At 55.6% G+C, this 26110-nt stretch carries 20 protein-coding genes and 1 pseudogene; 9 read left to right on the plus strand and 12 right to left on the minus strand.

Going from position 1 to position 26110, the window contains the following annotated elements:
• Positions 1-195: 195 nt before the first annotated feature.
• Entirely contained in the window at positions 196-2493 is a 2298-nt protein-coding gene (gene bglX / locus MC50_RS00190; protein ID WP_032699127.1) for a beta-glucosidase BglX, read from the minus strand.
• A gap of 193 nt (positions 2494-2686) precedes the next feature.
• Between bglX and dld the strand changes: the two genes are divergently transcribed.
• Positions 2687-4432 (plus strand): D-lactate dehydrogenase, encoded by a 1746-nt coding sequence (gene dld / locus MC50_RS00195; protein WP_047663315.1) that lies wholly within the window; start codon positions 2687-2689, stop codon positions 4430-4432.
• 85 nt (positions 4433-4517) lie between these two features.
• Positions 4518-5072 (plus strand): GNAT family N-acetyltransferase, encoded by a 555-nt coding sequence (locus tag MC50_RS00200; RefSeq protein WP_004864731.1) that lies wholly within the window; start codon positions 4518-4520, stop codon positions 5070-5072.
• A 39-nt stretch (positions 5073-5111) separates the two neighbouring features.
• On the opposite strand, the gene pbpG is transcribed toward MC50_RS00200, so the two are convergent.
• Both pbpG and MC50_RS00210 read right to left on the minus strand, forming a co-directional pair.
• On the minus strand, positions 5112-6059 hold the full coding sequence (pbpG, locus tag MC50_RS00205; RefSeq protein ID WP_032699124.1) for a D-alanyl-D-alanine endopeptidase: 948 nt from the start codon (positions 6057-6059) through the stop codon (positions 5112-5114).
• A 224-nt stretch (positions 6060-6283) separates the two neighbouring features.
• Positions 6284-6871: a Yip1 family protein gene (locus MC50_RS00210; RefSeq protein WP_032686721.1), complete on the minus strand. Its 588-nt coding sequence runs from the start codon at positions 6869-6871 to the stop codon at positions 6284-6286.
• A gap of 390 nt (positions 6872-7261) precedes the next feature.
• Here MC50_RS00210 and MC50_RS00215 point away from each other — a divergent pair, with 390 nt between their 5' ends.
• Positions 7262-7831 carry a DedA family protein gene (locus MC50_RS00215; protein WP_032686719.1) on the plus strand — a complete coding sequence of 190 codons (570 nt, stop codon included), beginning with the start codon at positions 7262-7264 and terminating at the stop codon, positions 7829-7831.
• Positions 7832-7896: 65 nt separating this feature from the next.
• Here the strand turns inward: MC50_RS00215 and mdtQ are convergent, their stop codons facing one another.
• Complete coding sequence (mdtQ, locus tag MC50_RS00220; RefSeq protein ID WP_032695430.1) at positions 7897-9336, minus strand: multidrug resistance outer membrane protein MdtQ; 1440 nt, start codon at positions 9334-9336, stop codon at positions 7897-7899.
• 123 nt (positions 9337-9459) lie between these two features.
• On the opposite strand from mdtQ, the gene MC50_RS00225 reads away from it, so the two are divergent.
• Positions 9460-10194 (plus strand): class I SAM-dependent methyltransferase, encoded by a 735-nt coding sequence (locus MC50_RS00225; protein ID WP_047663316.1) that lies wholly within the window; start codon positions 9460-9462, stop codon positions 10192-10194.
• A gap of 123 nt (positions 10195-10317) precedes the next feature.
• Here MC50_RS00225 and MC50_RS00230 read toward each other — a convergent pair whose 3' ends face one another.
• The 5 genes and pseudogenes from MC50_RS00230 to MC50_RS00250 all read right to left on the minus strand — a co-directional run bounded on the left by MC50_RS00230 (position 10318) and on the right by MC50_RS00250 (position 17757).
• Positions 10318-11712: a glycoside hydrolase family 1 protein gene (locus tag MC50_RS00230; RefSeq protein WP_032695432.1), complete on the minus strand. Its 1395-nt coding sequence runs from the start codon at positions 11710-11712 to the stop codon at positions 10318-10320.
• A 15-nt stretch (positions 11713-11727) separates the two neighbouring features.
• Positions 11728-13699 (minus strand): annotated as a pseudogene (gene bglF, locus MC50_RS00235) (PTS beta-glucoside transporter subunit IIABC).
• A 32-nt stretch (positions 13700-13731) separates the two neighbouring features.
• A complete protein-coding gene (gene bglG / locus MC50_RS00240; protein WP_004864750.1) occupies positions 13732-14565 on the minus strand; it encodes a transcriptional antiterminator BglG in 834 nt (277 codons plus the stop codon).
• Positions 14566-14729: 164 nt separating this feature from the next.
• Complete coding sequence (locus MC50_RS00245) at positions 14730-16409, minus strand: family 43 glycosylhydrolase (RefSeq protein ID WP_047663318.1); 1680 nt, start codon at positions 16407-16409, stop codon at positions 14730-14732.
• Positions 16410-16428: 19 nt separating this feature from the next.
• Entirely contained in the window at positions 16429-17757 is a 1329-nt protein-coding gene (locus MC50_RS00250) for a glycoside-pentoside-hexuronide (GPH):cation symporter (RefSeq protein WP_223306632.1), read from the minus strand.
• A gap of 210 nt (positions 17758-17967) precedes the next feature.
• Here MC50_RS00250 and MC50_RS00255 point away from each other — a divergent pair, with 210 nt between their 5' ends.
• A complete protein-coding gene (locus tag MC50_RS00255; protein ID WP_052135767.1) occupies positions 17968-18828 on the plus strand; it encodes a helix-turn-helix transcriptional regulator in 861 nt (286 codons plus the stop codon).
• 42 nt (positions 18829-18870) lie between these two features.
• Here MC50_RS00255 and MC50_RS00260 read toward each other — a convergent pair whose 3' ends face one another.
• Entirely contained in the window at positions 18871-20235 is a 1365-nt protein-coding gene (locus MC50_RS00260; protein ID WP_032686711.1) for a carbohydrate porin, read from the minus strand.
• A gap of 353 nt (positions 20236-20588) precedes the next feature.
• Complete coding sequence (gene dusC, locus MC50_RS00265) at positions 20589-21521, minus strand: tRNA dihydrouridine(16) synthase DusC (protein ID WP_047663319.1); 933 nt, start codon at positions 21519-21521, stop codon at positions 20589-20591.
• A 369-nt stretch (positions 21522-21890) separates the two neighbouring features.
• Here dusC and MC50_RS00270 point away from each other — a divergent pair, with 369 nt between their 5' ends.
• The 4 genes from MC50_RS00270 (at position 21891) to sanA (ending at position 24835) form a co-directional block, all read left to right on the plus strand.
• Positions 21891-22298 (plus strand): CidA/LrgA family protein, encoded by a 408-nt coding sequence (locus tag MC50_RS00270; RefSeq protein ID WP_004864758.1) that lies wholly within the window; start codon positions 21891-21893, stop codon positions 22296-22298.
• Positions 22288-22983, plus strand: coding sequence for a CidB/LrgB family autolysis modulator (locus tag MC50_RS00275; RefSeq protein ID WP_047663320.1), 696 nt, complete (start codon positions 22288-22290; stop codon positions 22981-22983). Before MC50_RS00270 ends, MC50_RS00275 begins: the two co-directional genes overlap by 11 nt.
• A 127-nt stretch (positions 22984-23110) precedes the next feature.
• Positions 23111-23995: a cytidine deaminase gene (gene cdd / locus MC50_RS00280; protein ID WP_032686709.1), complete on the plus strand. Its 885-nt coding sequence runs from the start codon at positions 23111-23113 to the stop codon at positions 23993-23995.
• Between the two features lie 126 nt (positions 23996-24121).
• Positions 24122-24835 (plus strand): outer membrane permeability protein SanA, encoded by a 714-nt coding sequence (gene sanA, locus MC50_RS00285; protein WP_004864763.1) that lies wholly within the window; start codon positions 24122-24124, stop codon positions 24833-24835.
• A gap of 251 nt (positions 24836-25086) precedes the next feature.
• On the opposite strand, the gene mglC is transcribed toward sanA, so the two are convergent.
• Positions 25087-26097 carry a galactose/methyl galactoside ABC transporter permease MglC gene (gene mglC / locus MC50_RS00290; RefSeq protein ID WP_004864765.1) on the minus strand — a complete coding sequence of 337 codons (1011 nt, stop codon included), beginning with the start codon at positions 26095-26097 and terminating at the stop codon, positions 25087-25089.
• Between the last annotated feature and the right edge of the window lie 13 nt (positions 26098-26110).

A 26110-nucleotide genomic window follows, 5' to 3' on the forward strand; every position in this document is an offset into this window, starting at 1 on the left:
GTCCCTCTTTAATTTGCGCTCCATTAACAGGAGCTTAAGAGAAAAGCGTAGTTCATTTAGTGCATCCGGAAAAAGAAAAGGCCGAATATTCGGCCTTTGAGACTGACGACGACGCTGTTTTAAACATTGTCTCCGCGTTTCTGCCGGGCGGCGGCTGGCGCTTTACCCGGCCTGTGAAACGCGCGGCTTTCGCTGTTACAACAGCTCGAATTCACTCTGCTTCACGCGGGCGGAGTCGACGCCAATAAAGACGTTGAATTTGCCCGGCTCGGCGTCGTATTTCATTTTCTGATTCCAGAACTTCAGGGCGTCAATTTCAATCGGGAAGGCGACGGTTTGCGTCTCTCCCGGCTTGAGGGTCACGCGCTTGAAGCCGCGCAGCATTTTCACCGGACGGCTCATCGAAGCGGTCACATCCTGCAGATAGAGCTGAATCACCGTTGCCCCTTCGCGTTTGCCGGTATTGGTGACCTGCACGCTGGCGGTGACGCTACCGTCGCGCTGCATGGTCGGCGCCGACATTTTCACGTCGGAGACGCTAAAGGTGGTGTAGCTCAGGCCGTAGCCGAACGGGTACAGCGGGCCATTCGCTTCATCAAAGTAGCGGGAGGTGTATTTGTTCGGTTTGTCGGCATTGTACGGACGGCCGGTATTCAGGTGGCTGTAGTACACCGGAATCTGCCCCACCGAGCGCGGGAACGACATCGGCAGTTTACCGGACGGGTTGGCATCGCCGAACAGCACATCGGCAATGGCGTTACCGCCTTCGGTCCCGGCAAACCAGGTTTCGAGGATCGCGTCAGCCTGCTGATCTTCTTTCACCAGCGCCAGCGGACGACCGTTCATCAGCACCAGTACCAACGGCTTGCCGGTGGCTTTCAGGGCGCTAATCAAATCGCGCTGGCTCTGTGGCAGGGTGATATCGGTACGGCTGGAGGCTTCATGGGCCATGCCCTGCGCCTCGCCGACCACGGCCACCACCACGTCGGACTGCTTCGCCGCCGCCACCGCTTCATCGATCATCGCCTGCGGCGAGCGCGGATCGACCTGCACCGCTTTCTCATACAGGTTGAGGAAATCGACAATACCTTTATCGTTGGTGACGTTAGCGCCGCGGGCATAGATAACCTTGCCTTTGTCGCCCAGCGCGTCTTTGATGCCGGTCAGTACCGTCACCGACTGATCCGCCACCCCTGCCGCCGACCAGCTGCCCATCATGTCACGTTTGCTGTCGGCCAGCGGCCCGATAACCGCAACGGTCCCCGATTTTTTCAGCGGCAGCGTCTCCAGACGGTTCTTCAGCAGCACCAGACTTTGCTGCGCGACTTCGCGCGCTTCTTTGCGATGCAGGCGGCTTTCGGCGTTGGTATCCTGCGGGTCGGATCCCTGCGGACCGAGGTGGCTGTACGGATCGTTAAACAGCCCCATATCATATTTAACGTTGAGCACGTGGCGGGCGGCGTCATCCAACTCAGCCATCGTCACTTTGCCGGATTTGACCAGCCCCGGCAGGTATTTGCTGTAGTACTCATCGCTCATACTCATGTTGATGCCCGACTTCAGCGCCACCCGCACCGCATCTTGCGGATCGGCAGCGACGCCGTGTTTGATCAGTTCTTTGATCGCGCCGTGGTCGGAAACGGTGATGCCTTTGAAGCCCCAGTCATCGCGCAGCACCTCTTTCAACAGCCAGCCATCGGAGGTCGCCGGCGTGCCGTTCAACGAATTAAGCGCCACCATCACCGCGCCGCTCCCGGCATCCAGCCCTGCTTTATACGGCGGCATATAGTCGTTGAACAGGCGCTGCGGGCTCATATCGACGGTGTTGTACTCTTTGCCCCCCTCCACCGCGCCATAGGCGGCAAAGTGCTTCACGCTGGTCATCACCGAGTAGCGATCCGCCGGACTCTTGCCCTGCATCGACTCGACCATCGCCCGTCCCATTTCGGTGGTCAGATAGGTATCTTCGCCGAAGCCTTCCGAGGCGCGACCCCAGCGCGGATCGCGGGAGACGTCGACCATCGGCGCCCAGGTCATGTTGAGACCGTCGTCGGCGGCTTCATACGCCGAAATACGCCCCACCGTGTTAACCGCATCCAGGTTAAAGGAAGAGGCCAGACCCAGGCTTATCGGGAACACGGTACGCTGGCCGTGAATCACGTCATAGGCGAAAAACAGCGGGATTTTCAACCGGCTGAGCTGCATGACCTGGTCCTGCATCGCGCGGATATCCGGACGGGTCACGGTATTGAAAATTGCCCCGACCTGGCCGTCTTTGATCATCTCGCGGATCGCCTCTTTCGGGTTATCCGGCCCGACGCTGATCAGCCTTAACTGGCCAATTTTTTCATCGACGGTCATTTTCTTGAGTAGTTCACTCACAAACGCATCGCGGGCCTGCGGCGTTAGAGGGTGATTGCCGAACAGTTCATCCGCCAACGCGGGTTGCAGCGCCAGACTGACGGCGACGCCTATCGTGCAGAGCCATTTCATTGTTATCTCTCTTCTCTCAGGCCGGGGTTACGGCAAAACATAATAAAAACCGCAGTTTGCCATATATATAAACAAGACGCCTGCACAATGCTAAGGTTCTTCTCTGATTTTTCGACACATTCATGCACAAAATTGTCATACAAAGCGCTATGCTTAATCCCGATATTTTCGCTACCACCACAAGGAGTGGATCATGTCATCGGCACCAACATCGAATAATTCTGATTTTCTGGCGGAACTGGCAAGACTGGTTGGCTCCTCCCACCTGTTAACCGATCCGGCAAAAACCCAACGCTACCGTAAAGGTTTCCGCTCCGGCCAGGGCGACGCGCTGGCGGTGGTGTTCCCTGGAACCCTGCTGGAACTGTGGCGCGTGCTGAGCGCCTGTGTCGACGCCGATAAAATCATTTTGATGCAGGCAGCGAACACCGGACTGACCGAAGGTTCAACCCCAAGCGGCAACGACTATGACCGCGAGATAGTCATCATCAGCACCCTGCGCCTCGATAAGCTGCACCTGCTGGATAAAGGCGAACAGGTGCTGGCGTTTCCGGGCACCACGCTCTACTCGCTGGAAAAAGCGCTGAAGCCGCTGGGTCGCGAGCCGCATTCGGTGATCGGCTCTTCCTGCATCGGCGCCTCGGTGATCGGCGGGATCTGCAACAACTCCGGCGGTTCGCTGGTACAACGCGGCCCGGCCTACACCGAGATGTCGTTATTTGCGCAGATTGACGAAAACGGCAAGCTGCGGCTGGTGAACCACCTCGGGATTGACCTCGGCACCACGCCGGAACAGATCCTCAGCCGCCTCGACGACGACCGTATCAAGGACGATGATATTCAGCACGATGGCCGCCACGCCCATGACCACGATTACGTCACTCGCGTGCGCGACGTCAACGCCGACACCCCGGCGCGCTACAATGCCGACCCGGATCGCCTGTTTGAATCCTCCGGCTGCGCCGGCAAGCTGGCGGTCTTCGCCGCGCGCCTCGATACCTTCCCGGCGGAAAAACGCCAGCAGGTCTTTTACATCGGCAGCAATAGCCCGGCGGTGCTGACGGAGATCCGTCGTCATATTCTGGCAGAGTTTCAGCATCTGCCGGTGGCGGGTGAATACATGCATCGCGATATCTACGATATCGCCGAGCGCTACGGCAAAGACACCTTCCTGATGATCGATAAGCTCGGCACCGACAAAATGCCGTTCTTCTTCACCATGAAAGGCCGCACCGACGCCATGCTGGAGAAAGTGTCGCTGTTTAAGCCCCACTTTACCGACCGCTTCATGCAAAAGCTCGGACACGTCTTCCCGGCGCATCTACCGGAGCGGATGAAAAGCTGGCGCGATAAATATGAACATCACCTGCTGCTGAAAATGGCCGGCGATGGCATCGAAGAAGCCCAGACCTGGCTGACGGAATACTTCCGCGATGCCGAGGGCGATTTCTTTGCCTGCACCCCGGAAGAGGGGAGCAAAGCGTTTCTTCACCGCTTTGCCGCCGCAGGGGCCGCTATCCGTTACCAGGCGGTACACGCCGACGAGGTGGAAGATATCCTGGCGCTGGATATCGCCCTGCGCCGTAATGATACCGAGTGGTTTGAGCATCTGCCGCCGGAGATCGACAATCAGCTGGTGCACAAGCTCTATTACGGTCACTTTATGTGCCACGTCTTCCATCAGGATTACATCGTCAAAAAAGGCGTCGATGCCCACGAACTGAAAGAGAAGATGCTGAAACTGCTGAAAGCGCGCGGCGCGCAGTACCCCGCCGAGCATAACGTCGGCCATCTCTATGAAGCGCCGGAGAGCTTAAAGCAGTTCTACCGCCAGAATGACCCGACCAACAGCATGAACCCGGGGCTCGGAAAAACCAGTAAGCACAAGTACTGGGGTGAGCGCCAGGCGAACGGGAGTCACGGCGCTGAAGAGCACTAATCAGGGGTGACGAGTTACGGGATTCTGTATTACGCTGCACGCCGGAGAAACGCCTCTCCGGCAAACCTGGTTAAGGAGTCCCATCATGTCCGAAGCGGATATGTTACACGGCGCTGAATTAGAGATCCGCGAAGCCCTGCCCGATGACGCGCACGCCATCGCGGCGCTGTACGTCTGGCACGTGCTGAACGGACGCGCCTCCTTTGAAGATATTCCCCCGACCGTCGATGAAATGCGCAAGCGGATCAAAACCGTGCGTGACAACGGGCTGCCCTGGCTGGTAGCGCTGTGGCGTGGCACGATCGTCGGCTACTGCTACGCGACGTTTTACCGTCCTCGCCCCGCCTATCGCTATACGCTTGAAGAGTCGATTTATGTCGAGTCCGGCATGGGCGGACGCGGCATCGGCAGCGCCCTGCTCACGCAGCTGATTGCAAAGTGCGAACAGGGCCCGTGGCGGCAGATGCTGGCGATTATCGGCGACGGGCATAACAATGCCGGCTCGCTCGCCATTCACAAAAAATTTGGTTTTACCGTGGCGGGTCAGCTGCGGAGCGTCGGGTACAAGATGGGCGACTGGCGGGATACGTTAATTATGCAGCGCCAGCTCGGCGAGGGCGACTTAACCATACCGGAATAAAAAATCCCCCGCCCGCACGCGCGAGTCGGGGGAGAGGCATTAATCGTTTTGCGCGGTCTGCGTGCCGCCTTTCAGCATCGCATCCGCCATCTGCGCCTCACGCTGCTTTTTATAGCTCAGCGCGGAGGCCGGAACCGGCATCACCTTCCCGGTTTCAACCCAGGTACGCAGACGACTGGCGTCGGCGAAGTGAGTATATTTGCCGAACGCATCCATCACCACCAGCGCCACCGGGCGCTGATTAATCACCGTTCTCATGACCAGGCAGTGGCCCGCGGCGTTAGTAAAGCCGGTTTTGGTCAGCTGGATATTCCAGTTATCCCGATAGACCAGGTGGTTGGTGTTGCGAAACGGCAGCGTATAGGCTGGATGGGCGAAGGTGGCGGTGTCTTCTTTGGTAGTGCTCAGCTGACCGATCAGCGGATACTGCTCGGTGGCCATCAGCAGCTTCGTCAGGTCGCGCGCGGTCGATACGTTGTGAATCGACAGGCCCGTCGGCTCAACGTAGCGAGTATGGGTCATGCCCAGCGCCTGGGCCTTGGCGTTCATGGCGCGAATAAAGGCGTCATAGCCGCCGGGATAATGGTGGGCCAGGCTTGCGGCAGCGCGGTTTTCGGAGGACATCAGCGCCAGCAGCAGCATATTACGGCGGCTGATTTGGCTGTTCAGACGCACGCGTGAATAGATGCCTTTCATCTCCGGCGTGTGGCTGATATCCACGGTGAGCATCTCGTCTAACGGCAGATGCGCATCCAGCACCACCATCGCGGTCATTACTTTGGTGATCGACGCAATGGGGCGAACCAGATCCGGCTGGCTCTGGTAAATAATCTTTTTGCTGGCGAGATCAACGATCATCGCACTGCCGGAAGCAATTTCCGGCTGCAGGGCCGTCGCGGCCACGGGGGTTTTTGCTATCGCCTGGGGCGCAAAAGGCACAGCCAGAAGCAAGGTCAGGCTGAGCAAAGAAACTCGAAATTTCGGCATCGTGAGCATTCTGAAAAGTATTCTTGCACGTTATTAACGTACGCTGCGTCGCCGGGGAAACAGGCAACGCTGGCAAACCCTATCATACCCCGGCAGAACGCGACCTGACTAATAAGAATCGTGAGCAAATGCTGCATTGCCGGCATAAATATCCATTTATGCCGGCAATAGATTCACTCATCAAACGGTTCAGGCGACGGCCGCCTGAACCCTCAGCAACAGAATTAAAACAGTCGGTAGCCGTATCCCCAGAGAATAACGGTTATCGCCAGCAGGACTTCAAGCACCAGCACCCCGATGGCCAGGGTGGAACTGGCAAAGCTGAGCCCCTCCTCTTTATTAATGCTCAGGAAGGTCGGGATGCCGAGATACAGCAGGTAGCCGGTGTAACACAGCGCGATCGTCCCCACCAGCGCACACAGCCAGACCAGCGGATAAAGCGCTACCAGCCCGCTGAGAAACAGCGGCGTGGCGACATACCCGGCAAACACCATGCAGCGTTTAAGCGATGGCCGCTGCGGATAGTTTCTGGCCATCCACCAGATAATCCTCCCCATCACCGCGACCCCGCCCAGCATCACGGCATAGAACACCACCGCCAGCGCCAGACCGGTCATCAGCGAAAGTTTTACCACGGTGCCATCGCCAAAGTTCCAGCCAAGCTGCGTGGTGCCGATAAAGGCGCAGATAACCGGAACCGCAGCCATGACCAGCACATGGTGCGTATAGTGGTGCGAAATCGTCTCGTTTTCGCTCTTGATAACGCTCATCTCTTGATTCGGATGAGAGAATAATCCCCAGACATGGTTCATAGCATCCCCCTTGTCACGGCCTCGTACAGCACTGATCCAAGTATAATTCACCCTGAGCGATTAGTTTATGTACAGCAATAAAAATGCGCTATTCGCGCAGGCAGTTTGCAGGCGACAGTGCGGAGAAAGCGCAGCGTAGGCGTAGTTCGTGGAGATTTGATGCGGCTGGCTCCCCTTTCGGGCCGCCATCGCTCGTTGTGAGCCCTGCCCTGCTGCAAAATGACGAGCAAAACCGACCTGATGAGAGAGACGCTTAACCTCGTTTTAAGCCCCAGGGTGTATGATTAACCCATTGATGATTGATCCCGTTGATTCTTCACGCTGCACAACCGGCACGATTGGTCGCCAGACATGCGCGGAAGCATAAGGGGTAAGGGAGTTTATTTTTGTATGGATATCAATAACCTGATTTCCCATTATGGCTACGCTGCGCTGGTCATTGGCAGCATGGCGGAAGGTGAAACCATCACCCTGCTGGGCGGCGTGGCCGCGCATCAGGGTTTATTAAAATTTCCCCTGGTCGTTATCTCCGTTGCCTTGGGCGGGATGATTGGCGATCAGCTGCTGTATCTGCTGGGCCGACGTTTTGGCGGCAAGCTGCTAAAGCGCTTTTCCCACCATCAGGCGCGGATACGCAAAGCGCAGCGCATGATTCAGCGCCGCCCCTATCTGTTTGTGATTGGGACCCGTTTTATGTACGGTTTCCGGGTCATCGGGCCGTTATTGATCGGCGCCAGCCGCCTGCCGCCCAAAGTGTTCCTGCCGCTGAATGTTCTCGGCGCGCTGGTGTGGGCGCTGATATTCACCACGCTGGGCTATCTGGGTGGGGAGGCCATTGGGCCGTGGCTGCATCATCTTGATGCGCATCTGAAGCACTGGATTTGGCTGATTCTGGTGGTCGCGCTGGTGGTGGCCGCGCACTGGTGGTTCAGACGCCGCGAGGCGAAAAAGAAAGAGTAGCGGCAGCGGGCAAAGCGCACCGGGGTATCCCCGATGCGCGGGTGAAGCCGGTCTGCGCCGGCGGTTTATTTTGTGGTCTGGTGGTAGCCGCCGCCCAACGCTGAAGTCAGCTGAATGCTGGCATCCAGCCACTGGCCGCGCAGGCGCAGCGCGGTAATACGCTCCTGCAGCGCAGGCAGTCTGGCCATACTGACACGTGACCCGGGAAGAATCCCGGCGCTCATGCGGGCCTCCGCCAGATTCACCGTCCGCTGCGCATCTTTTTCAACCTGCTGCTGCTGCTGGTTCTTCTCCATCAGAGTCTCAACCTGGCTGGCGGTCTTCGCCACCTGGTTCACCGCGTCAACAACCGCTTTGTTATATTTTGCCACCGACAGATTATTCTGCGCGCTGGCAATATCGAGGTTGGCATTCAGTCTGCCGCTATCAAAGACAGGCAGCGTCAAGCCAGCGGACAGCCCCATCTGCTGGGCGGAATGGCGGAAAAGATCGCTGAGGTGCAGCGCATCCTGCTGCAGGAAGGCCATCAGGTTGATGTCCGGATAGAACGCCGCTTTCGCCGCATCAACCTCACTCAGCGAGGCCTCGATATACCAGTGGGCCACCTGCAGATCCGGGCGGCGCGCCAGCAGCTCATACCCCAACTCCGTCGGCATCTGCGCGCTCACCTGCGGCAGATTAACCGGATGCAGATTCAGCGCCTGACTCTGGCTGTTGGTCAGCGCCATCAGACGCGCTTCGATCTCTTTCATGTTGCCCGCAACGTCCGCCAGCTGCTGGTCGGTTTTACTGACATTGATATCGTTTTCAGCCCCTTCGGCCGAGTTGGTGATCCCGCGCTGATACAGCGCCTGGTCAACGCTGACAATATTATTCTGTTCGCTTTTCACCTGCTGGAGCACGGTTTTCACCGCGGCTTCGGTCTGCCACTGCCAGTAGAGTCGCGCCACGCTGCTGGCCAGCAGCTCGCGGGTTTGCGCCTCTTCCGCCACCTGCGCTTTGAGTTCACCGATGCGGGCTTTCACCAGCGCCCGGTTTTTCCCCCACAGATCGAGATCCCAGCCCGCCGTCAGGCCAAAGGTGCCGTTGGTGTACCAGGGCCCGGTATTGCCGTCGGTATCCGTTGCAAACGGCCCCATCAGCCCCTCCGCCGACATTTTCTGCCGTTCAACATTGGCAGAGAAATCCATCTCCGGCCCAAGACTGGCTTGCGACATACGTGCCTGGGCTTCCGCCAGCTTGATACGCTGATTGGCAATCTGCATATCCGGGGCATTCGCCAGGGCGCGCTGGATCAGATTATTCAGCTGCGGGTCGTGGTAATCCTGCCACCAGTTGCTTTGCGGCCAGCCGTTTTTAACCGCCGCGGGCAGATCCATTGACACATGAGAGGCAGGTGTCTGCTGCTGCGGCGGAGCGCCAATATCATGGGACGGCGCGCAGCCAGCCAGAGCGATGACCAGGGGGAACCCAGCCAATACGCTTTTTCTCAGAGTAAGATTCATTAGACAGGTCAGGTAACTAAACAAGGTTGGTTATACTAAGTTAAATGAAATTAAGCCGTTTAGTAAAGTGTGTGACTAAACACCTGGATAATTAAAAATAATCAAATAATTCATGGAGTGATAATGAGCCAGAATATCTACGATGATCCTGATTTTTTTGCAGGATATGCCACTCTCGACCGATCGGTAAAAGGGCTTGACGGCGCGCCGGAGTGGCCGGCCATTCAACGTATGCTGCCACCTTTACGCGGCCTGCGCGTCGTCGATCTCGGTTGCGGCTACGGCTGGTTTTGCCGCTGGGCGCGTGAACAAGGTGCCGCGCAGGTGACCGGCGTTGATCTTTCCAGCCGGATGCTCGACCGCGCGCGCGAAATGGGCCAGGGGGACGATATTGACTACCGCTGTGAAGATTTGCAGAGGCTGACCCTGCCGGCCGACTCATGCGAGCTGGTCTACAGTTCGCTGGCTCTGCACTATCTCCCCGATGTCGCCCCGCTGTTCGCCGTGATTTACCAGGCGCTGACCCCCGGCGGCACGCTGCTCTTTTCCGCTGAACACCCTGTCTACACCGCCCCGCTACGCCAGGGCTGGCAGAAAGATGACGCCGGGCAGAAAATCTGGCCGGTGAGTCACTATCAGCAAGAGGGAGAGCGAATCAGCAACTGGTTTGCCGACGGGGTGAAAAAACAGCACCGGAAGCTGGCCAGCTGGATAAACCTGCTGATTGCCGCCGGTTTTGTGATTGAGCATCTCGATGAATGGGGGCCAACGGCGGAGCAAATCGCCGCCCAGCCGGGGCTGGATGAGGAAAAAGAGCGGCCGATGATCTTTCTGCTGCGCGCCCGCAAGCCGGCATAATAAGCACAAGGCCCGGAGAATATCCGCGCCTTGTGCGGGGTGAGGAGGCGATTTTAGCGACGGTGCTCGCCTCTCTGTCGGAGGGCGCTAACGCCTTGCCTGGCCACCAAAGCCGTCAGGCAATCACTCTTTTAAGCTGCCGCCATGGCTGGCAATCACCTCTTTGTACCAGTAGAAGCTTTTCTTCTTGCTGCGCGCCAGGGTTCCGTTGCCGTTATCATCGCGATCGACGTAGATAAAGCCGTAACGTTTGGACATCTCCGCTTTCGAAGCGCTGACAAGGTCGATGGGCCCCCAGCTGGTAAAGCCCAGCAGCTCCACGCCGTCTTCAATGGCTTCTCGCGCCTGCACCAGATGGTCGTTCAGGTAGCTGATACGGTAGTCATCGTTAATGCTGCCGTCAGTTTCAACGGTATCTTTCGCCCCCAGCCCGTTTTCAACGATAAACAGCGGCTTCTGATAGCGATCCCACAGCACGTTAAGTAGCGTCCGCAGACCCAGCGGATCGATCTGCCAGCCCCACTCGGAGCTTGCCAGATGCGGGTTCGGCACCATGCTGAGAATATTGCCACGCGCCTTTTTGTTCAGCTCCTCGTCGGCGGTGACACAGCCGGTCATGTAATAGCTGAAGGAGATAAAATCGACGGTCTCTTTCAGCGCCGCGCGGTCGGCATCGGTGATGGTAATATTCATTCCCTGGTCGCGGAAGTAGCGCAGCATGTAGCCTGGATACTCGCCCCGGCACTGCACGTCGCCAAAGAACTGCCAGCTGCGATTCTGTTGCAGGGTTTCAAAGATGTCTTCCGGTTTACAGCTGAGCGGGTACATTAAACCGCCCAGCAGCATATTGCCGATTTTGCCCTCGGGCACTATCTCATGACAGGCTTTTACCGCCAGGGCGCTCGCCACCAGCTGATGGTGAATGGCCTGATAGACCGCCTCTTTACTGCTCCCTTCCGGCAGGCCGACGCCGGTCATCGGGGCATGCAAGGACATATTGATTTCGTTAAAGGTCAGCCACAGCTTGACTTTGTCTTTATAGCGGGTAAACACCGTTCTGGCGTAGCGTTCGAAGAAACCAATCACCTCGCGGCTGCCCCAGCCGCCGTAGTTTTTCACCAGCGCCCACGGCATTTCATAGTGCGATAGCGTCACCAGCGGCGTGATATTGTGCTGAGCCATTTCAGCAAACAGCCGGTCGTAAAAGGCCAGCCCGGCCTCATTTGGCTCGGCATTGTCGCCGTCGGGGAAAATCCGCGTCCAGGCAATCGACACCCGCAGGCAGTTGAAGCCCATCTCCGCAAACAGACGGATATCTTGCGGGTAGCGATGGTAAAAATCGATCGCGATATCTTTGATACCGCTATCGCCCGGCACGCGTTCAACGACGTCGCCAAAGACGCCATGCGGCTGTACATCTGAGGTTGATAATCCTTTGCCATCTTCCAGATACGCGCCTTCCACCTGGTTTGCCGCGGTTGCGCCGCCCCATAAAAACGTCTGCGGGAATCTCTTCATCTTTCTCTCCTCTGATTAATGGCTGACGGACAACAGCGGCTGGCCGGCATCAACCACGCTGGTGGATTCGATGTCTACGGAACGATAATCGTCGCTGTTGCTGATAATAATCGGGGTCGCCAGGTCATAACCGGCGTCCAGAATGGCCTGGCGATCAAATTCGAGCAGCAAATCACCGGCTTTGACCTTATCGCCTTCTTTAACATGGGCGGTAAACGGCGCGCCATCGAGTTTCACGGTGTCAATACCGACATGGATTAACAGTTCAATGCCGCTATCGCTGAGCAGGCCAATCGCGTGCCTGGTCTGAAATAGTGACGCCACCTCTCCGGAGAACGGCGCAATCACTTTGCCGACGGCGGGAATGATCGCCACGCCTTTTCCCAGCAGACCGCTGGCAAAGGTGCTATCGGGGACCTGATCCAGCGCCAGTACGGTACCGGACATCGGGGCAAGAATATCGTTTTCCGATACCGGGGCAAGCGGGACGTCCGCTGCTTCCGTCCGGCTCACCGGCAGTCCGGCGATAAAGGTCAGCGCGCAGGAGATAACCAGTGCAGCCACGATACCAATCGCTCCGCCCCATACGGTGTCGTCGATCCCGTGCGGCGGAATCATCTGCGCGAGGGTGAAAATATTGGCAAAGCCAAAGGAGTAGACGTGGCTGTCGCTCAGCCCAACGATGGCTCCACCGATGGCACCGGCCACACAGCCAAAGATAAACGGGCGACGCAGCGGCAGAGTCAGGCCATAAATCGCCGGTTCGGTGATGCCAAAGATCCCGGCGGATACCGCAGAGCCGGCCAGCACTTTTTGCCGCGCATCGCGGGTGCGCAGGAATATTCCCAGCGCCGCCCCGACCTGCCCCATCACCGCCGGCAGCAGCATCGGCAGCATCGAGTCCTGTCCCAGCACCGTCAGATTATTAATCATCAAGGGGATCAACCCCCAGTGCAGGCCAAAAATAACGCAGACCTGCCACAGCGCCCCCATCGCCGCGCCCGCCAGCCACGGCGCGACCGTGTAGATAATCTGGTAGCCGTGGGCCAGCAGTTGACTTAGCCAGGTGGCCACCGGGCCGATAGCGAGGAAGGTCAGCGGAACCACTACGGCGATGCAAAACAGCGGCGTAAAGAAGTTTTTCATTGCTGAAGGGAGCAGCGCATTGCTTTTGCGCTCCAGCCAGCAGCTCACCCACGATGCGAGGATAATCGGGATCACCGAGGAGCTGTAGTTGATAAAGGTCACCGGGATGCCGAGAAAGTACGCCGCCTCCGAGCCGGGCTGCTGGGCCGCATCAAAAGCCTGAATCATCATCGGATGGGTCAATGCCCCGCCGATCACCATGGTAATAAACGGATTACCACCGAATTTTTTCCCGGCGGTATAGCCCAGAAACAGCGGGAAGAAAAAGAACAGCGCATCGCTGGCGGCAAACCAGATTTTATAGGTCCCCTGCTGCGGAGTCAGCCAGCCGCAAACCACCGCCAGCGCCAGCAGCCCTTTCAGGATCCCCGAGGCCGCCAGTACGCCGATAAACGGCGTGAAAATGCCGGAAACCACATCAATCACCTGGCCAAGCACCGAGGTTTTGTCCCCGGAACTGGCCACCGGTTCGCTGTCGTCCGTCAGACCCGCTTCATTGCGTACCGCCTGCCAGACATCGTGGACGTGGTTACCGATCACCACCTGAAACTGGCCACCGCTTTCCACCACCATGATGACGCCAGGGTTTGTCTTCAGTCCTTCCGCGTCCGCCTTCTTGTTCTCTTTGAGCTTAAAGCGCAGCCGTGTGGCGCAGTGAACCAGACTCACGATATTCTCTTTGCCACCAACCCGGCTAAGAATATCCTGCGCGAGTGCTTTATATTCCATGCTGTTTTCCTTACTTCCGCTGCCCGCAGGCAACCGTGACTGAGTATAAAAATAAAAAAAACCCGAGAACCACGCCGGATATGGCGTCGCGCTCAGGTTTTGCCTGCGTTATGCAGTAACAATCCAGTTTTCAGATAAAGGGAGTTAACGCCCTTCTTTTCTCACCCGCTCGATATGGATGGCGAGAAACATAATTTCTTCCGTCGTCAGCGACCGCTGATAGCTTTTCTGTAGATGAATCGCGACGGTTTCTGCACATTTCCACGCTTTGGCGTAGTTATCTTTCACCGCACTGTGCAAGGTGACATCATCATCTGCGACCACCGTGCGCGTCAGCATCCGCTGGGCGAAAAACTTCAGGTGAGTGACAAAGCGCTGGTAGCTCAGCGACTCTTCGTCATAGTTCAACTGCAGTTGATACTTCACCAGCTGCAGGATTTCCTGCATTACCCGGGTGACATGCATCACTTCCGGCATTTCGCTGTTGAGCTGCGCGGTGACCAGGTGCAGCGCAATAAACCCGGCCTCATCTTCGGCGAGCTCAACGCCGAGCCGCCTGGCGATAATCGCCCGCGCCTCCTGCCCGAGCTCAAATTCCTTCGGATAAAGCCGCTTAATTTCCCACAGCAGTACGTTGCGGATCGTCACCCCATTCTTTTGCCGTTCAATGGCAAAATGGCAGTGATCGGTCAGGGTGATATACAGGCTCTCCTGCAACTTACCTAACCGCCCGCGCGCCAGTTCAATAATCCGATCGCAGGTGGTCATCACTTCTAACGGTATCTGACTGAGTAATTCACCTAAACGGCCAACCAGTTCATCGCTCTGTAGCGCGAAGATCTTTTCAATTTTACTTTCGTCCAGTGAGTCGCCGACGCGTTTCTGAAAGGCTAGCCCTCGCCCCATCACCACCTGTTCGCGTCGCTGCTCATCTAAAACAACCACCACATTATTATTAAGAACTTTGGCGATTTGCATATGAACCCCAGAAACAAAAAAACCTGACCCCCGACAAATGCCGGGAAATCAGGTTTTGCCTGCCGAAGCAGTAGCAATCCAACACCCGCACTGTAGCAATTTCTTCCGCCGTCTCAACCCGCGAAGCAGAAAAACGTGATACGGATCGCGACTAATCCACTTATCTACTCCGGTTGTGGTAACGAGCGCTGCTCAAAGGCGCGGTATTCCAGCGAATAAAACGACGCCTGTCGCCGATGGTAGGCGGAATCCACGCAGCCAATACCGACAAACGCGCCGGTAAATTCGCCATAGCGGCTGTATTCATCAGAAAACAAGGCGGTGCTGTAGGTCTGGCCTATGGCGTGGAAGGTCTGATTGTCTGGCGACCAGAAAAACCGCGTCGACTTTCCGTCAATCGCCAGCCGCAGATAAACCGGGCCATCCACGCCGGACACCGTTGCCAGATGATCTTCCCGCTTCAGACCGTTATCGACATGAATAATATAAAAGCGTGAACAGCGCTGCCGATCGTCAAAGGTTTTCTGCAGGAACAGATAGTTCATGTTGTCGTAGTACAGCACCAGTCCGGCGCTGTGCTGGAACACCTCGGGTTGAAAATCCATGCATGCCGTCAGCGTGGCGTACACCGAGGTCAGTTTCCGCGCCAGCAGACTGACGCGGTTCTCAGAACACAGCGACTCCTGACCGCGTAGCGACAGATACCCTTCTTCGGGCGCATAGCGCGTGAAGTCCGCAGCCGGAATGCGCGGCGCATACCACTCCGGCGACAATCCCTGCGCAGAAAAATCAACCTGCTCAACCCGTTCAGCCTGCTCATCAACCGCGGTCGATGGCCCTATTTCGACATATTCCTGCGCCAGGTTGCCGCCCGCACTCAGGCGCAGCCACCCTTCCGGAGTCCAGCGCATTTTTTGAAGTGCGGTCTCTCGTCCCAGCGTACAAGCCAGTTCCGGAAGCAGCGGTCGGGCGCACAGGTGGGCTACGATGACATTCCCATGATCATCTTCGACATAGCTGGCGTGACCGGATTTTTGCAGCGCCGATGCCGGATTAAAACACTCCCGCCGCAGATAGTCTTTATCAAACGCCGATGCGGAGGTTTTCTCGATATGCACCGGCTTTTGCAAATCCTCCGCTCGCGCCGAGGTTAGCAGCGGGCTTTGCGGATCTTTTTCATAAGGGCCCAGAATATGCCGCGCCCGTCCGAGGGTTACGCAGTGGCCGTAGCCAGTGCCGCCCTCGGCGCACATGATGTAATAATAGCCATTGCGCCGGGTGATATGCGCCCCTTCCGCCATGCCATACACCCCTTGCCAGATCCGCTGCGGATAGCCAACCGGCGCTTTCGCCAGCGGATCGTACTCCACGATCGAGATCGCCCCGCTATAGTCATCCCGGGTCTCCCAATCGACGGCGACGATCCATTTTCTACCGTCATCGTCGTGGAAAACAGAGGCGTCATAGCCCACGGAGTGGATATAGACCGGCTCGCTCCATGGACCGCTAATCTCCGCGGCGGTGACCAGATAGTTATCGACATCAAAATAGCGGCCATTCATGGCGTTCATGATGCCGTAAACCACGTAAAAGAGCTGGTCGGCTTCACACCAGGTGAGACACGGCGCCCAGATACCTTTGGCGGAGCGCAGCTTGCGCAGATCCAACGTTTGCGGATCGTTGAGCACATGGGTGCGTAACGTCCAGTTCTCTAAATCGGTGGAATGATAGACCGGAATACCGGGAAACCATTCGAATGACGAAACGGCAATATAATAGTCAGCGCCCCGCCGACAGATTGCCGGATCAGGATTAAAACCACCTAATACTGGATTTTTAATCATTAACCACGTCCTTTTTAAATTATAACGTACTGGTTTTTTCCACCATCGCCAGCGAGCGATCGGATAAAGAATAACGGCGCATAATGAGCACCAACGCCAGCACCAGAACCGCCGGTAATATGGTAAAAATTAATTTAATTGTCAGAATTGCCGCCTGCGGTTGCTGCGCCGCGCCACCGATATAACCACTCCATGACAATAGCCAGCCCATCAGCGCACCGCCGATTGCAATACCTAATTTGATGGCAAAAAGATTGGTTGAAAAAACGATACCACTCATTTTCTTACCGGTATCTCTTTCAATCGCATCAACGACATCCGAAAGCATCGCCCACTGCAATGGCGTGGCCGCCAGTTGAATAAAATTAATCGCAATAATAAAAGCAAAAATAATGATTAGCGACGACTGGGAAAAGAAATAGAGCAGCGCCAGTAATATCGCCTCGAGCAACATCGCCAGCTTAAATCCCCGAACCTTATCCATGCCACGAAAAATATAGACCGATAAAATGGTTCCGGCTAACCCGGAAACAATTGATATGGTGATCATCATGCTGCTCAGGTCGCTGCGTCGCAAAACGTAATTACAGAAGTAAATAATGATCCCCATTTTAAAGATAACCGCGACCAGATTGACGACGTTAAGCGTAAAGAGGATGCGCCAGTCCCGGTTTTTCAATAATATACGCAGATCCTGCAACAGACTCCCGCGATTGGCATCGATTGTCGCGATCGAGGTCTCTTTGGTCAGGAAGAAACAGAGGTAAAACAAAATAATGCCCAGGCTGCTAATCAGCACCATGGCATAAAAATAGCCATTCTGGATATTTCCTTTCCCCAGCCATGCCACCGCAGGAAGCGCGGCCACTGAGACTAATAGCCCACCTGCGGAGCTCATGGCGAAGCGCCAGGATTGCAACGATACCCGTTCGACGGAGCTCTGGCTGATATTGTTAATCATCGCGCAATAGGGAACATTAATGGCGCTATATAACAGCGATAGCAGGGTATAAGAACAATAGGCGTAAATCAGCTTGCCGGTATAGGAAAAATCAGGCGTGTAAAAGGTCAGCATGCACATTACGCCAAACGGAATCGCAAACCACAGCAAATAAGGACGAAACTGGCCATATTTAGTGCGCGTGCGGTCAGTCACCGCGCCGATCCCCACATCAAAAAAAGCATCAATTACCCGAACGGCTAAAAACATCGTCCCCATATGCGCCGGTGACAAACCAAATATATCCGTATAAAAATAGGCCATAAATAACATGATGGATGACCATACCAAATTACAGGCGGTGTCTCCAAGTCCATAGCCCATTTTCTGATACCAGTTTAATGGCATTATTCTGTTCATTGATGATAGCCCCATACAAAGAAAGGTTGTTGCTGCTGACAAGGCCATTGTAGTCCCGTCTCCTCCCTCAATATGTATAAATAGAGGATAGCTATATAATAAAAGTGAACCTGCCCTGTGATGGCTATCGCATTTACATTAAGAACGCTTTTTGTTTTATTTGCCGATCGGCATATAGTATAAAAAAGGAGGCGTTTTATGCATGATGACCCGGTAACATATGAAAATATCATTACGCTGACCCAAGAACTCTACTACCTGCAGCAATATCAGCTCCCCGAGTATTCTGGCGATGATGTAAAGACACATTTTCACTTTATGTATGAATTAATGTGGTTCGATCGTTCCTGTGGTTATTTTGGCATCAACGATCGGCAGCTCCCGATAAAAAACGGCACGCTGATTTTCGTACCGGCGCTGATCCCCCATGCGATGTACCTGACTCCCGAGTACAATCACAACCGCTATCTGTTCCAGTTTGAATTTGATTTTCTCAATCCGCTGGCGGTGAGCCATTTTTCCCGACAAAAGGATCGCATCCGGGTTCTGTATCCGGATCCCGCGACCGGCGGGCAGTTGACGGCACTGTTTGACTGGGCCGTGAGTCTGGGAAAGAAAGCGGATAACCAGGCGGTATTTTTGAAAAGCATCGCTCTGCTGATGGAGTTCGTGTTCTCCCTGGACCACGATGATGAGACGTTCCCCCATGCTCCCGGCAGTGACTTTGTGAGCAGAGTGCGGCAATTAGTGTATGAGATTGAAGAGCATAAAGCCTGGGAGACCACCACGCTGGAGGCGGCGCAGCGGTGCCAGGTATCGAAGTCCTACTTTTCGCGCATGTTTAAGCAGCTGTTTAACATGACGTTCAAAGAGTATATTTTTCTGCGTAAGCTCAAGGTGGCGGTACAACTGCTGACCTCCAGCCAGCTAAAAATCGTTGATGTAGCCCAAACCGCGGGCTTTACCGATAGCGCCTATTTCTGTTTACGCTTCCGCCAGCACCTCGGCTGCACGCCGCTGGAATTTCGCGACCGTCTGGATAACCGACGCGTCGGATAACACCCGCCCGCACGGCGGGCAGATGTCCGTCGGCCTGTCGATTCAGAAAGTCACCACGGTTTTCCACTCGATTACCCAGGCATCCTGAGTCTGAGCGACGCCGCCCGGGCGATGCCAGTACTGCAGGCCTGGCTGCAGCTCAAGCCACGAAACCGGACGCAGGCGGTAGTACAGTTCAGCATTCACCGAATGCCCGGCCACCGGCTGATAGTTCGCCGCGTAGTAGTCCGTAGCTCCGCTGACCTCATTCATATACTGCTGGTTGCGCGCATAATGGTTGCTCATATCCATCCAGGTCAGGCCAAAGCCCAGCCAGTCTTGCGGGCGGGCGTCAAAGAGGCCGCGATAGCGCATTGATGCGGCCACGGAGGTATGGATGTAGTTGCTGCGCTGATCGCTATAGCTGCCGCTCAGCGAGACGCTCATCCCGCGGTCAGGGTCGTCGACATGGCGGGTTATCTGCTGGTTCATCCCGGCATACAGAAACCAGGTGCTATCGTGTTGCGCATATCCTTGTGGGTCAGTGGCTCCGGGGCCGCCGGATTTTCCGGTATACAGATCGCTCTGCGGCGCGTTGGTGTAGAGCACACCGAGGTTATACGCGCCGGAGAGGCCGTTGATTACCGGCCGCGCTTCAATCTCTACCGGCAGCAGAATGCCTTTACTGCCTTTTGTCGACCAGCTCCACGCGTGGCTGCGAGAGGAGGCCTCCGGGTTTTGCTCCATGACACCGCCCTTCAGCGTCAGCGTCGGGGTCAGCTTATATTCCACGGTCGTTCCCCAGGTATGGACGTTCCAGTTGTTCCAGGTCATCGAGTTGGCGGACTTACCGCCGCACTGTGAAAGCAGCTGGAAATCGCAGGGGATAATCTGATCGAAGGTCTGCACCTTATTCATCATGCCGATACGCCACGTCAGACGGCGGTCATCGAAGCTACGGGCAAAGGTCAGCCAGCCAAGACGAGTAATCGACTGACCTCCCCAGCTCTCCTGCGCCAGATCGTTAAAATTAACCCGCGGATCCTGTAACCGCTGGGTGGTCAGGTTGTCATCGTGGTTACGGTTAACGATATTTCCCTCGATGCGTGCATCCGGGATCCCGGTCCAGCGCTCCAGGTCCTGCGTAAAGGTCAGAGCGACCTGATCGATATAAGCCAGCTGTTTGTCATGATTATATCCGCCACCGGCGTTGTAACCCATTTCATTGAGGTAACCGAGATTATAATTAAATCCGTTATCTTCAAGGATTGGACGAATCCCTGACATCTCTCCGAGCAGACCTTTTTGCGGGTTCTCAAAACCTAATACCGTACCGTTCCATTTTTCCGTTTCCGCGGCAAAAGCGCCGGGAGTTAACAGAGAAAATGTCACTATCAACAGGAGGTGATTTATTTTTTTGTTGTGCATAATGATATCCGTTGTGACTGAATAAGGGTAATAGCTGGCCCCAGGCAATAAACCCACCCGTTTTTGGTCTTTATATTTATTTTTTCAATACCTGGCCCGCCAGCCATTCAACTGCTTTGTTGAAGCAACCGGACAGGTCATAACTTATTGTTTTAAATAACCATTTTATTCCTCAAAAATAAAAGGCAAAAAAAAACCTAAGCACTCCAGCCACGAATGGCGGAAGTGCTTAGGTTTTGCCTGTATCAGTAGCAACCCTGAATATATGACTAGCACGATATCACTCAGCGACAGAAATTCCCATCAGCAGATGGTCCCGAAGTAATAAAGTGTGAGCGATTTAACAATCTTTCCTAATAACGGGCAATGGCTACCGCAATGTCCGCCGAGGTTTTCAGCGTGCGTATTTCATTAAACACGACCAGCGCCTCATAATATTCTTTGCGCAAATAACTGAGCCACTGTTTAATTCGCGCAACATGATACAGCCCGGTATCGCCCTGTTTTTCCAGACGCGTATATTTTTTCAGTAGCTCCACGACCTGCGGCCACGGCATGCGCGGTTCATTATATTTGATGACCCGGCTTAAATTTGGCACGTTCAGCGCGCCGCGACCAATCATCAGCGAGTCGCAGCCGGTGACCGCCAGACACTCCTGTGCGCTTTGCCAGTCCCAGATTTCGCCGTTAGCGACAACCGGAATTGACAGCCGCTGGCGGATTTCGCCAATCGCCGCCCAGTTGATCCGCTCCGCTTTATAAGCGTCTTCTTTCGTGCGTCCGTGAACCACGAGCTCCGTCGCGCCGGCCTGCTCTACCGCATCGGCAATTTCGAACTGGCGTGCGCCGCTGTCCCAGCCCAGGCGAATTTTGACCGTCACCGGCAGATGATCCGGTACCGCTTCACGCATCGCTTTTGCGCCACGATAAATAAGCTCCGGATCTTTAAGCAGCGTCGCCCCGCCGCCGCTGCCGTTCACCAGCTTTGACGGACAGCCGCAGTTCAAGTCGACGCCCCAGGAGCCCAGCTCCACCGCCCGCGCGGCATTTTCCGCCAGCCATTGCGGATATTGCCCCAGCAGCTGCACCCGGACGCGGGTGCCGGAAGGCGTGCGGCTTTGATGATGGAGTTCCGGGCACAGTTTATAGAACGATTTTACCGGCAGCAGCTGATCCACCACCCGCAGAAACTCGGTGATGCAGAGATCGTAATCGTTAACCTCGGTCAGCAGCTCGCGCACCAGCGAATCGAGCACGCCTTCCATCGGCGCCAGTAATACACGCATATTGTTACCCGGAAAAAAAAGAGGCGCTATGGTAGCGCCTCTGTGCGTCGGTTGAAAGATCTCAATGTGGCTCGGCTGCGCTTACCGGTCGAAACGTGTGATAAGGCAGGGATAGCGCCATGCGTATCAGGCTTAATTTGCCGCGCAACGAACAGCAGGGTTGTGCCGGAGCGGCGGGGCTAAAGCGCGATCCCCCGCTCTCCCTGAGCCGTTTTCACTATTATTTATCGCAGGATTCATCAACATGCATTCCGCATGCCCGAAGGTTCCATTACTCTATTCAATCTATGCCTGGAATTCATGATGTGATCGGTAGCACATTTCAAGGTTTAATTGTATGATGAATACGGTTCATCAAGGGTTATTACCATGAGTAAATCGCTGAATATTATCTGGCAGTACCTGCGGGCTTTTGTCCTGATCTATGCTTGTTTATACGCCGGGATTTTTATTGCTTCCCTGCTGCCCATTACCATTCCCGGCAGCATCATCGGCATGCTGATTTTGTTCGTTCTTCTGGCGCTACAGATTATGCCACCGAAATGGGTCAACCCCGGCTGCAACATCTTGATTCGCTATATGGCGCTGCTGTTTGTGCCCATCGGCGTTGGCGTCATGCAATACTGGGATCTGCTGCGTGCGCAGCTTGGCCCGGTGGCAATCTCCTGCACGATCAGTACATTAGTGGTCTTCCTGGTGGTGAGCTGGAGCTCACATCTGGTTCACGGCGAGCGTAAAGTGGTCGGTCAAACAGAGGACGTCAAAGATGATGCATGAAATCTGGTGGTCCTTGCCGCTGACGCTGATCGTTTTTTTCCTCGCCCGCAAGCTGGCCGCGCGGTTTAAATTTCCGCTGCTAAATCCTCTGCTGGTGGCGATGGTCGTGATCATCCCCTTTTTGTTACTCAACGGTATCTCCTACGATCGCTATTTTCAGGGCAGTAAAATTCTCAACGATTTACTTCAGCCTGCGGTTGTGGCGCTGGCCTTCCCGTTGTATGAGCAGTTGCACCAGATCCGCGCCCGCTGGAAATCGATCATTACGATCTGCTTTATCGGTAGCGTCGTCGCGATGGTGACCGGCACCACCGTTGCGCTGCTGCTCGGGGCAACACCGCAAATCGCCGCGTCCATTATGCCGAAATCGGTCACCACGCCGATTGCTATGGCGGTCAGCGGGAGCATTGGCGGTATTCCGGCCATCAGCGCGGTGTGCGTTATTTTCGTGGGGATTCTCGGCGCGGTTTTTGGCCACAGCCTGCTTAACCTGATGCGCATTCGCACCAAAGCCTCGCGCGGCCTGTCAATGGGGACCGCATCGCATGCCCTGGGAACCGCCCGCTGCGCGGAGCTGGATTATCAGGAAGGGGCGTTCAGCTCCCTGGCACTGGTGCTGTGCGGGATTATCACGTCGCTGGTGGCCCCCTTTTTGTTCCCGCTGATTCTGGCTATCGTGGGATAAATGTGATTTACATAACATTTATTGGTGCAACATAAACATGTTGCATAAACAATGAGATATTAATCACATATACGGGCTACCCCCGCCCGTACACTAGATTCCCATTACATTGTTATGAGGCAACGCCATGCACCCACGTTTTCAAGCTGCTCTTCCCCTTCTGGCGGCAGACCTGCAAGCGGCCATCGCACCGATGCTGATCGACCCGCACTTCCCGGCTTTGCTGGATGCCGGCCAGGTCGCGACGCTGCGGAACGCAACGGGCCTTGATGAAGACGCGCTGGCCTTTGCGCTGCTGCCGCTCGCGGCGGCCTGTGCGCGCGCCGACCTCTCCCATTTTAACGTTGGCGCCATCGCTCGCGGCATTAGCGGTAGCTGGTATTTTGGCGGCAACATGGAGTTCCTCGGCGCCACGATGCAGCAAACCGTGCACGCCGAGCAAAGCGCCATTAGCCACGCGTGGCTGCGCGGCGAACAGTCGCTGAATGCCATTACCGTCAACTACACCCCCTGCGGTCACTGTCGTCAGTTTATGAATGAGCTGAACAGCAGCCAGGTCCTGCGTATTCATCTGCCGGGTCGCGAAGCGCATTCGCTGCAGCACTATCTGCCGGATGCCTTCGGTCCGAAGGACCTCGAGATTAAAACGCTGCTGATGGATGAACAGGATCATGGTTTCCCGCTGACCGGCGACACTCTGGCGCAGGCGGCTATTCAGGCAGCCAACCGCTGCCATATGCCCTACAGCCACTCACCTTCCGGCGTGGCGCTGGAGTTGAAAGACGGCACCATTTTCGCCGGTAGCTATGCGGAAAACGCGGCGTTTAACCCGACGCTGCCGCCGCTGCAGGGAGCGCTCAACCTGCTGAGCCTCAACGGATATGACTATCCGGATATTCAGCGCGCCATTCTGGCTGAGAAAGCCGATGCGGCGCTGATTCAGTGGGATGCAACCGTCGCAACGCTGAAAGCGTTGGGTTGTCACAATATTGATCGCGTCCTGCTCGGCTAAATGACCCGCCATGCGGGCCCCATCGGCCCGCATTGTTGAAAATCCCCGCAATTAAACGATGGTTTCTTGCTCTTGCCCGGCGGGTAAAGTAGCCTGATAGCTCCATTGTCCACATGAGTCAGGTGAATGTTAAAGCGTGTGTTATACAGCCTGTTAGTCCTGTTCGGCCTGCTGCTGTTGACCGTGCTGGGTCTTGACCGTTGGATGAGCTGGAAAACCGCTCCCTATATCTATGATGAACTCCAGGATCTGCCCTACCGCCAGGTGGGGGTGGTGCTCGGTACCGCCAAGTACTATCGCACCGGAGTGATTAATCAGTATTATCGCTATCGTATTCAGGGGGCGCTGAACGCTTACAATAGCGGCAAGGTGAACTACCTGCTGCTCAGCGGCGATAATGCGCTGCAAAGTTACAACGAACCGATGACCATGCGCCGCGATTTAATCAAAGGCGGCGTCGACCCCGCCGATATCGTGCTCGATTACGCCGGGTTCCGTACCCTCGACTCTATCGTGCGCACCCGCAAGGTTTTCGATACTAACGACTTTATTATCATTACCCAGCGCTTCCACTGCGAACGAGCGCTGTTTATCGCCCTGCATATGGGGATCCAGGCGCAGTGTTACGCCGTACCTTCGCCGAAAGATATGTGGAACGTGCGTTTACGCGAGTTTGGCGCCCGGTTTGGCGCGCTGGCAGATTTATACGTGTTCAAACGCGAACCCCGCTTTTTAGGGCCGCTGATACCGATACCAACTTTGCAGGAAGTGCCTGAGGGAGCGCAGTCCTATCCTGCCGTCACGCCAGAACAGCTGCTGGAACTGCAAAAGAGTAAGTGACGGTCGTTGATGACGGCATGCTTTCCCCCGGCCCGTTCGCCATCCCCTTCTGCAGAATGCCGCCTTGCGCGGTAAGCCGTTTATCGTAGCCTGGTTCAGGTAAACGGTAGTTTGGGCTAAGCGCACTCTACGACATGTCCCCCAACAACCGGACTGAGGCCGCGGCAACAATCTCCCACTTTCGCCCAGGCCGTGATCAAAAGACGAAAAAAAGCCCGCGCCAATGGCGCGGGCAGGATAACAACGGACGATTATTTTTTGCGCGCGTATTTCAACGAATCCAGCGCCACGGCGAAGATAATGATCGCCCCTTTGATGATGTACTGCCAGTAGGGGTTTACGCCGATATAGGTCAGGCCGTAGTTGATAACGGTGAAGATGATCACCCCGGTCACCACACCAAGCACCGTACCCACACCGCCGCTGAACGACACGCCGCCGACGACGCAGGCCGCAATCGCATCCAGTTCATACATAAAGCCGAGGTTGTTGGTGGCCGAACCGATACGCCCGGCCTCCAGCAGACCGCCAAAAGCATAGAACACACCGGACAGGGCATAAATCATCAGCAGGTTCAGCGCCACGTTCACGCCAGAAACCTTCGCTGCTTCCGGGTTACCGCCGATGGCAAAAATATTTTTACCAAAACGGGTTTTATTCCACAGGATCCACACGAAGAACACCGCAATCGCCGCGTAGAACGTAATGTACGACAGGCGGAACGATCCCAGCGCGATAAACCCTTGCGCGAAGTGCGAGAAGTGGCTGTCAAAGCCGGAAATAGGCGATGCGCCGACAAAATCGTAGTACAGGGAGTTGATGCCGTAGACAATGATCATCGTACCGAGGGTGGTGATAAACGGCGTCACGTTCAGATACGCGATAATGATCCCGTTAATCAGCCCGATAACCGCACCGATCGCGCAGACCAGCAGGATCACCAGCGGAATCGGCATGGTCGCCATCTCCGGGAACACCTTGTTGGCATTATCGACCGCCTGGAGCATGGTTGCGGCGATAACCGCCGCCAGCCCGACCTGGCGACCGGCAGAGAGGTCGGTACCCTGGGTCACAATCAGCCCGGCAACGCCGAGCGCGATAATAATACGCACCGAAGACTGAGTCAGGATGTTACTCAAGTTCAGCAAACTTAAGAACGTCGGGTCCTGGAAAATAATAATCGCCAGCAAAACCAAAAGAACAACGTAAATCCCACCGTCTTTCAGGTACGTGAGAAAACTTTTTTTATTTAACGCACTCATGAGAAGCCCCTGC

The sequence above is a fragment of the Klebsiella planticola genome (assembly GCF_000783935.2).
In the GTDB taxonomy this organism is placed as follows: domain Bacteria; phylum Pseudomonadota; class Gammaproteobacteria; order Enterobacterales; family Enterobacteriaceae; genus Klebsiella; species Klebsiella planticola.

Coding starts and splice junctions, on each gene's coding strand:
- dld (WP_047663315.1), top strand. CDS start 2,687: ATGTCATCGGCACCAACATCGAATAATTCTGATTTTCTGGCGGAACTG.
- mdtQ (WP_032695430.1), bottom strand. CDS start 9,336: ATGAATCTTACTCTGAGAAAAAGCGTATTGGCTGGGTTCCCCCTGGTC.
- MC50_RS00215 (WP_032686719.1), top strand. CDS start 7,262: ATGGATATCAATAACCTGATTTCCCATTATGGCTACGCTGCGCTGGTC.
- dusC (WP_047663319.1), bottom strand. CDS start 21,521: ATGCGTGTATTACTGGCGCCGATGGAAGGCGTGCTCGATTCGCTGGTG.
- MC50_RS00255 (WP_052135767.1), top strand. CDS start 17,968: ATGCATGATGACCCGGTAACATATGAAAATATCATTACGCTGACCCAA.
- cdd (WP_032686709.1), top strand. CDS start 23,111: ATGCACCCACGTTTTCAAGCTGCTCTTCCCCTTCTGGCGGCAGACCTG.
- MC50_RS00230 (WP_032695432.1), bottom strand. CDS start 11,712: ATGAAGAGATTCCCGCAGACGTTTTTATGGGGCGGCGCAACCGCGGCA.
- MC50_RS00275 (WP_047663320.1), top strand. CDS start 22,288: ATGATGCATGAAATCTGGTGGTCCTTGCCGCTGACGCTGATCGTTTTT.
- sanA (WP_004864763.1), top strand. CDS start 24,122: ATGTTAAAGCGTGTGTTATACAGCCTGTTAGTCCTGTTCGGCCTGCTG.
- bglG (WP_004864750.1), bottom strand. CDS start 14,565: ATGCAAATCGCCAAAGTTCTTAATAATAATGTGGTGGTTGTTTTAGAT.
- mglC (WP_004864765.1), bottom strand. CDS start 26,097: ATGAGTGCGTTAAATAAAAAAAGTTTTCTCACGTACCTGAAAGACGGT.
- MC50_RS00225 (WP_047663316.1), top strand. CDS start 9,460: ATGAGCCAGAATATCTACGATGATCCTGATTTTTTTGCAGGATATGCC.
- MC50_RS00270 (WP_004864758.1), top strand. CDS start 21,891: ATGAGTAAATCGCTGAATATTATCTGGCAGTACCTGCGGGCTTTTGTC.
- bglX (WP_032699127.1), bottom strand. CDS start 2,493: ATGAAATGGCTCTGCACGATAGGCGTCGCCGTCAGTCTGGCGCTGCAA.
- MC50_RS00245 (WP_047663318.1), bottom strand. CDS start 16,409: ATGATTAAAAATCCAGTATTAGGTGGTTTTAATCCTGATCCGGCAATC.
- MC50_RS00250 (WP_223306632.1), bottom strand. CDS start 17,757: ATGCCATTAAACTGGTATCAGAAAATGGGCTATGGACTTGGAGACACC.
- MC50_RS00260 (WP_032686711.1), bottom strand. CDS start 20,235: ATGCACAACAAAAAAATAAATCACCTCCTGTTGATAGTGACATTTTCT.
- pbpG (WP_032699124.1), bottom strand. CDS start 6,059: ATGCCGAAATTTCGAGTTTCTTTGCTCAGCCTGACCTTGCTTCTGGCT.
- MC50_RS00200 (WP_004864731.1), top strand. CDS start 4,518: ATGTCCGAAGCGGATATGTTACACGGCGCTGAATTAGAGATCCGCGAA.
- MC50_RS00210 (WP_032686721.1), bottom strand. CDS start 6,871: ATGAACCATGTCTGGGGATTATTCTCTCATCCGAATCAAGAGATGAGC.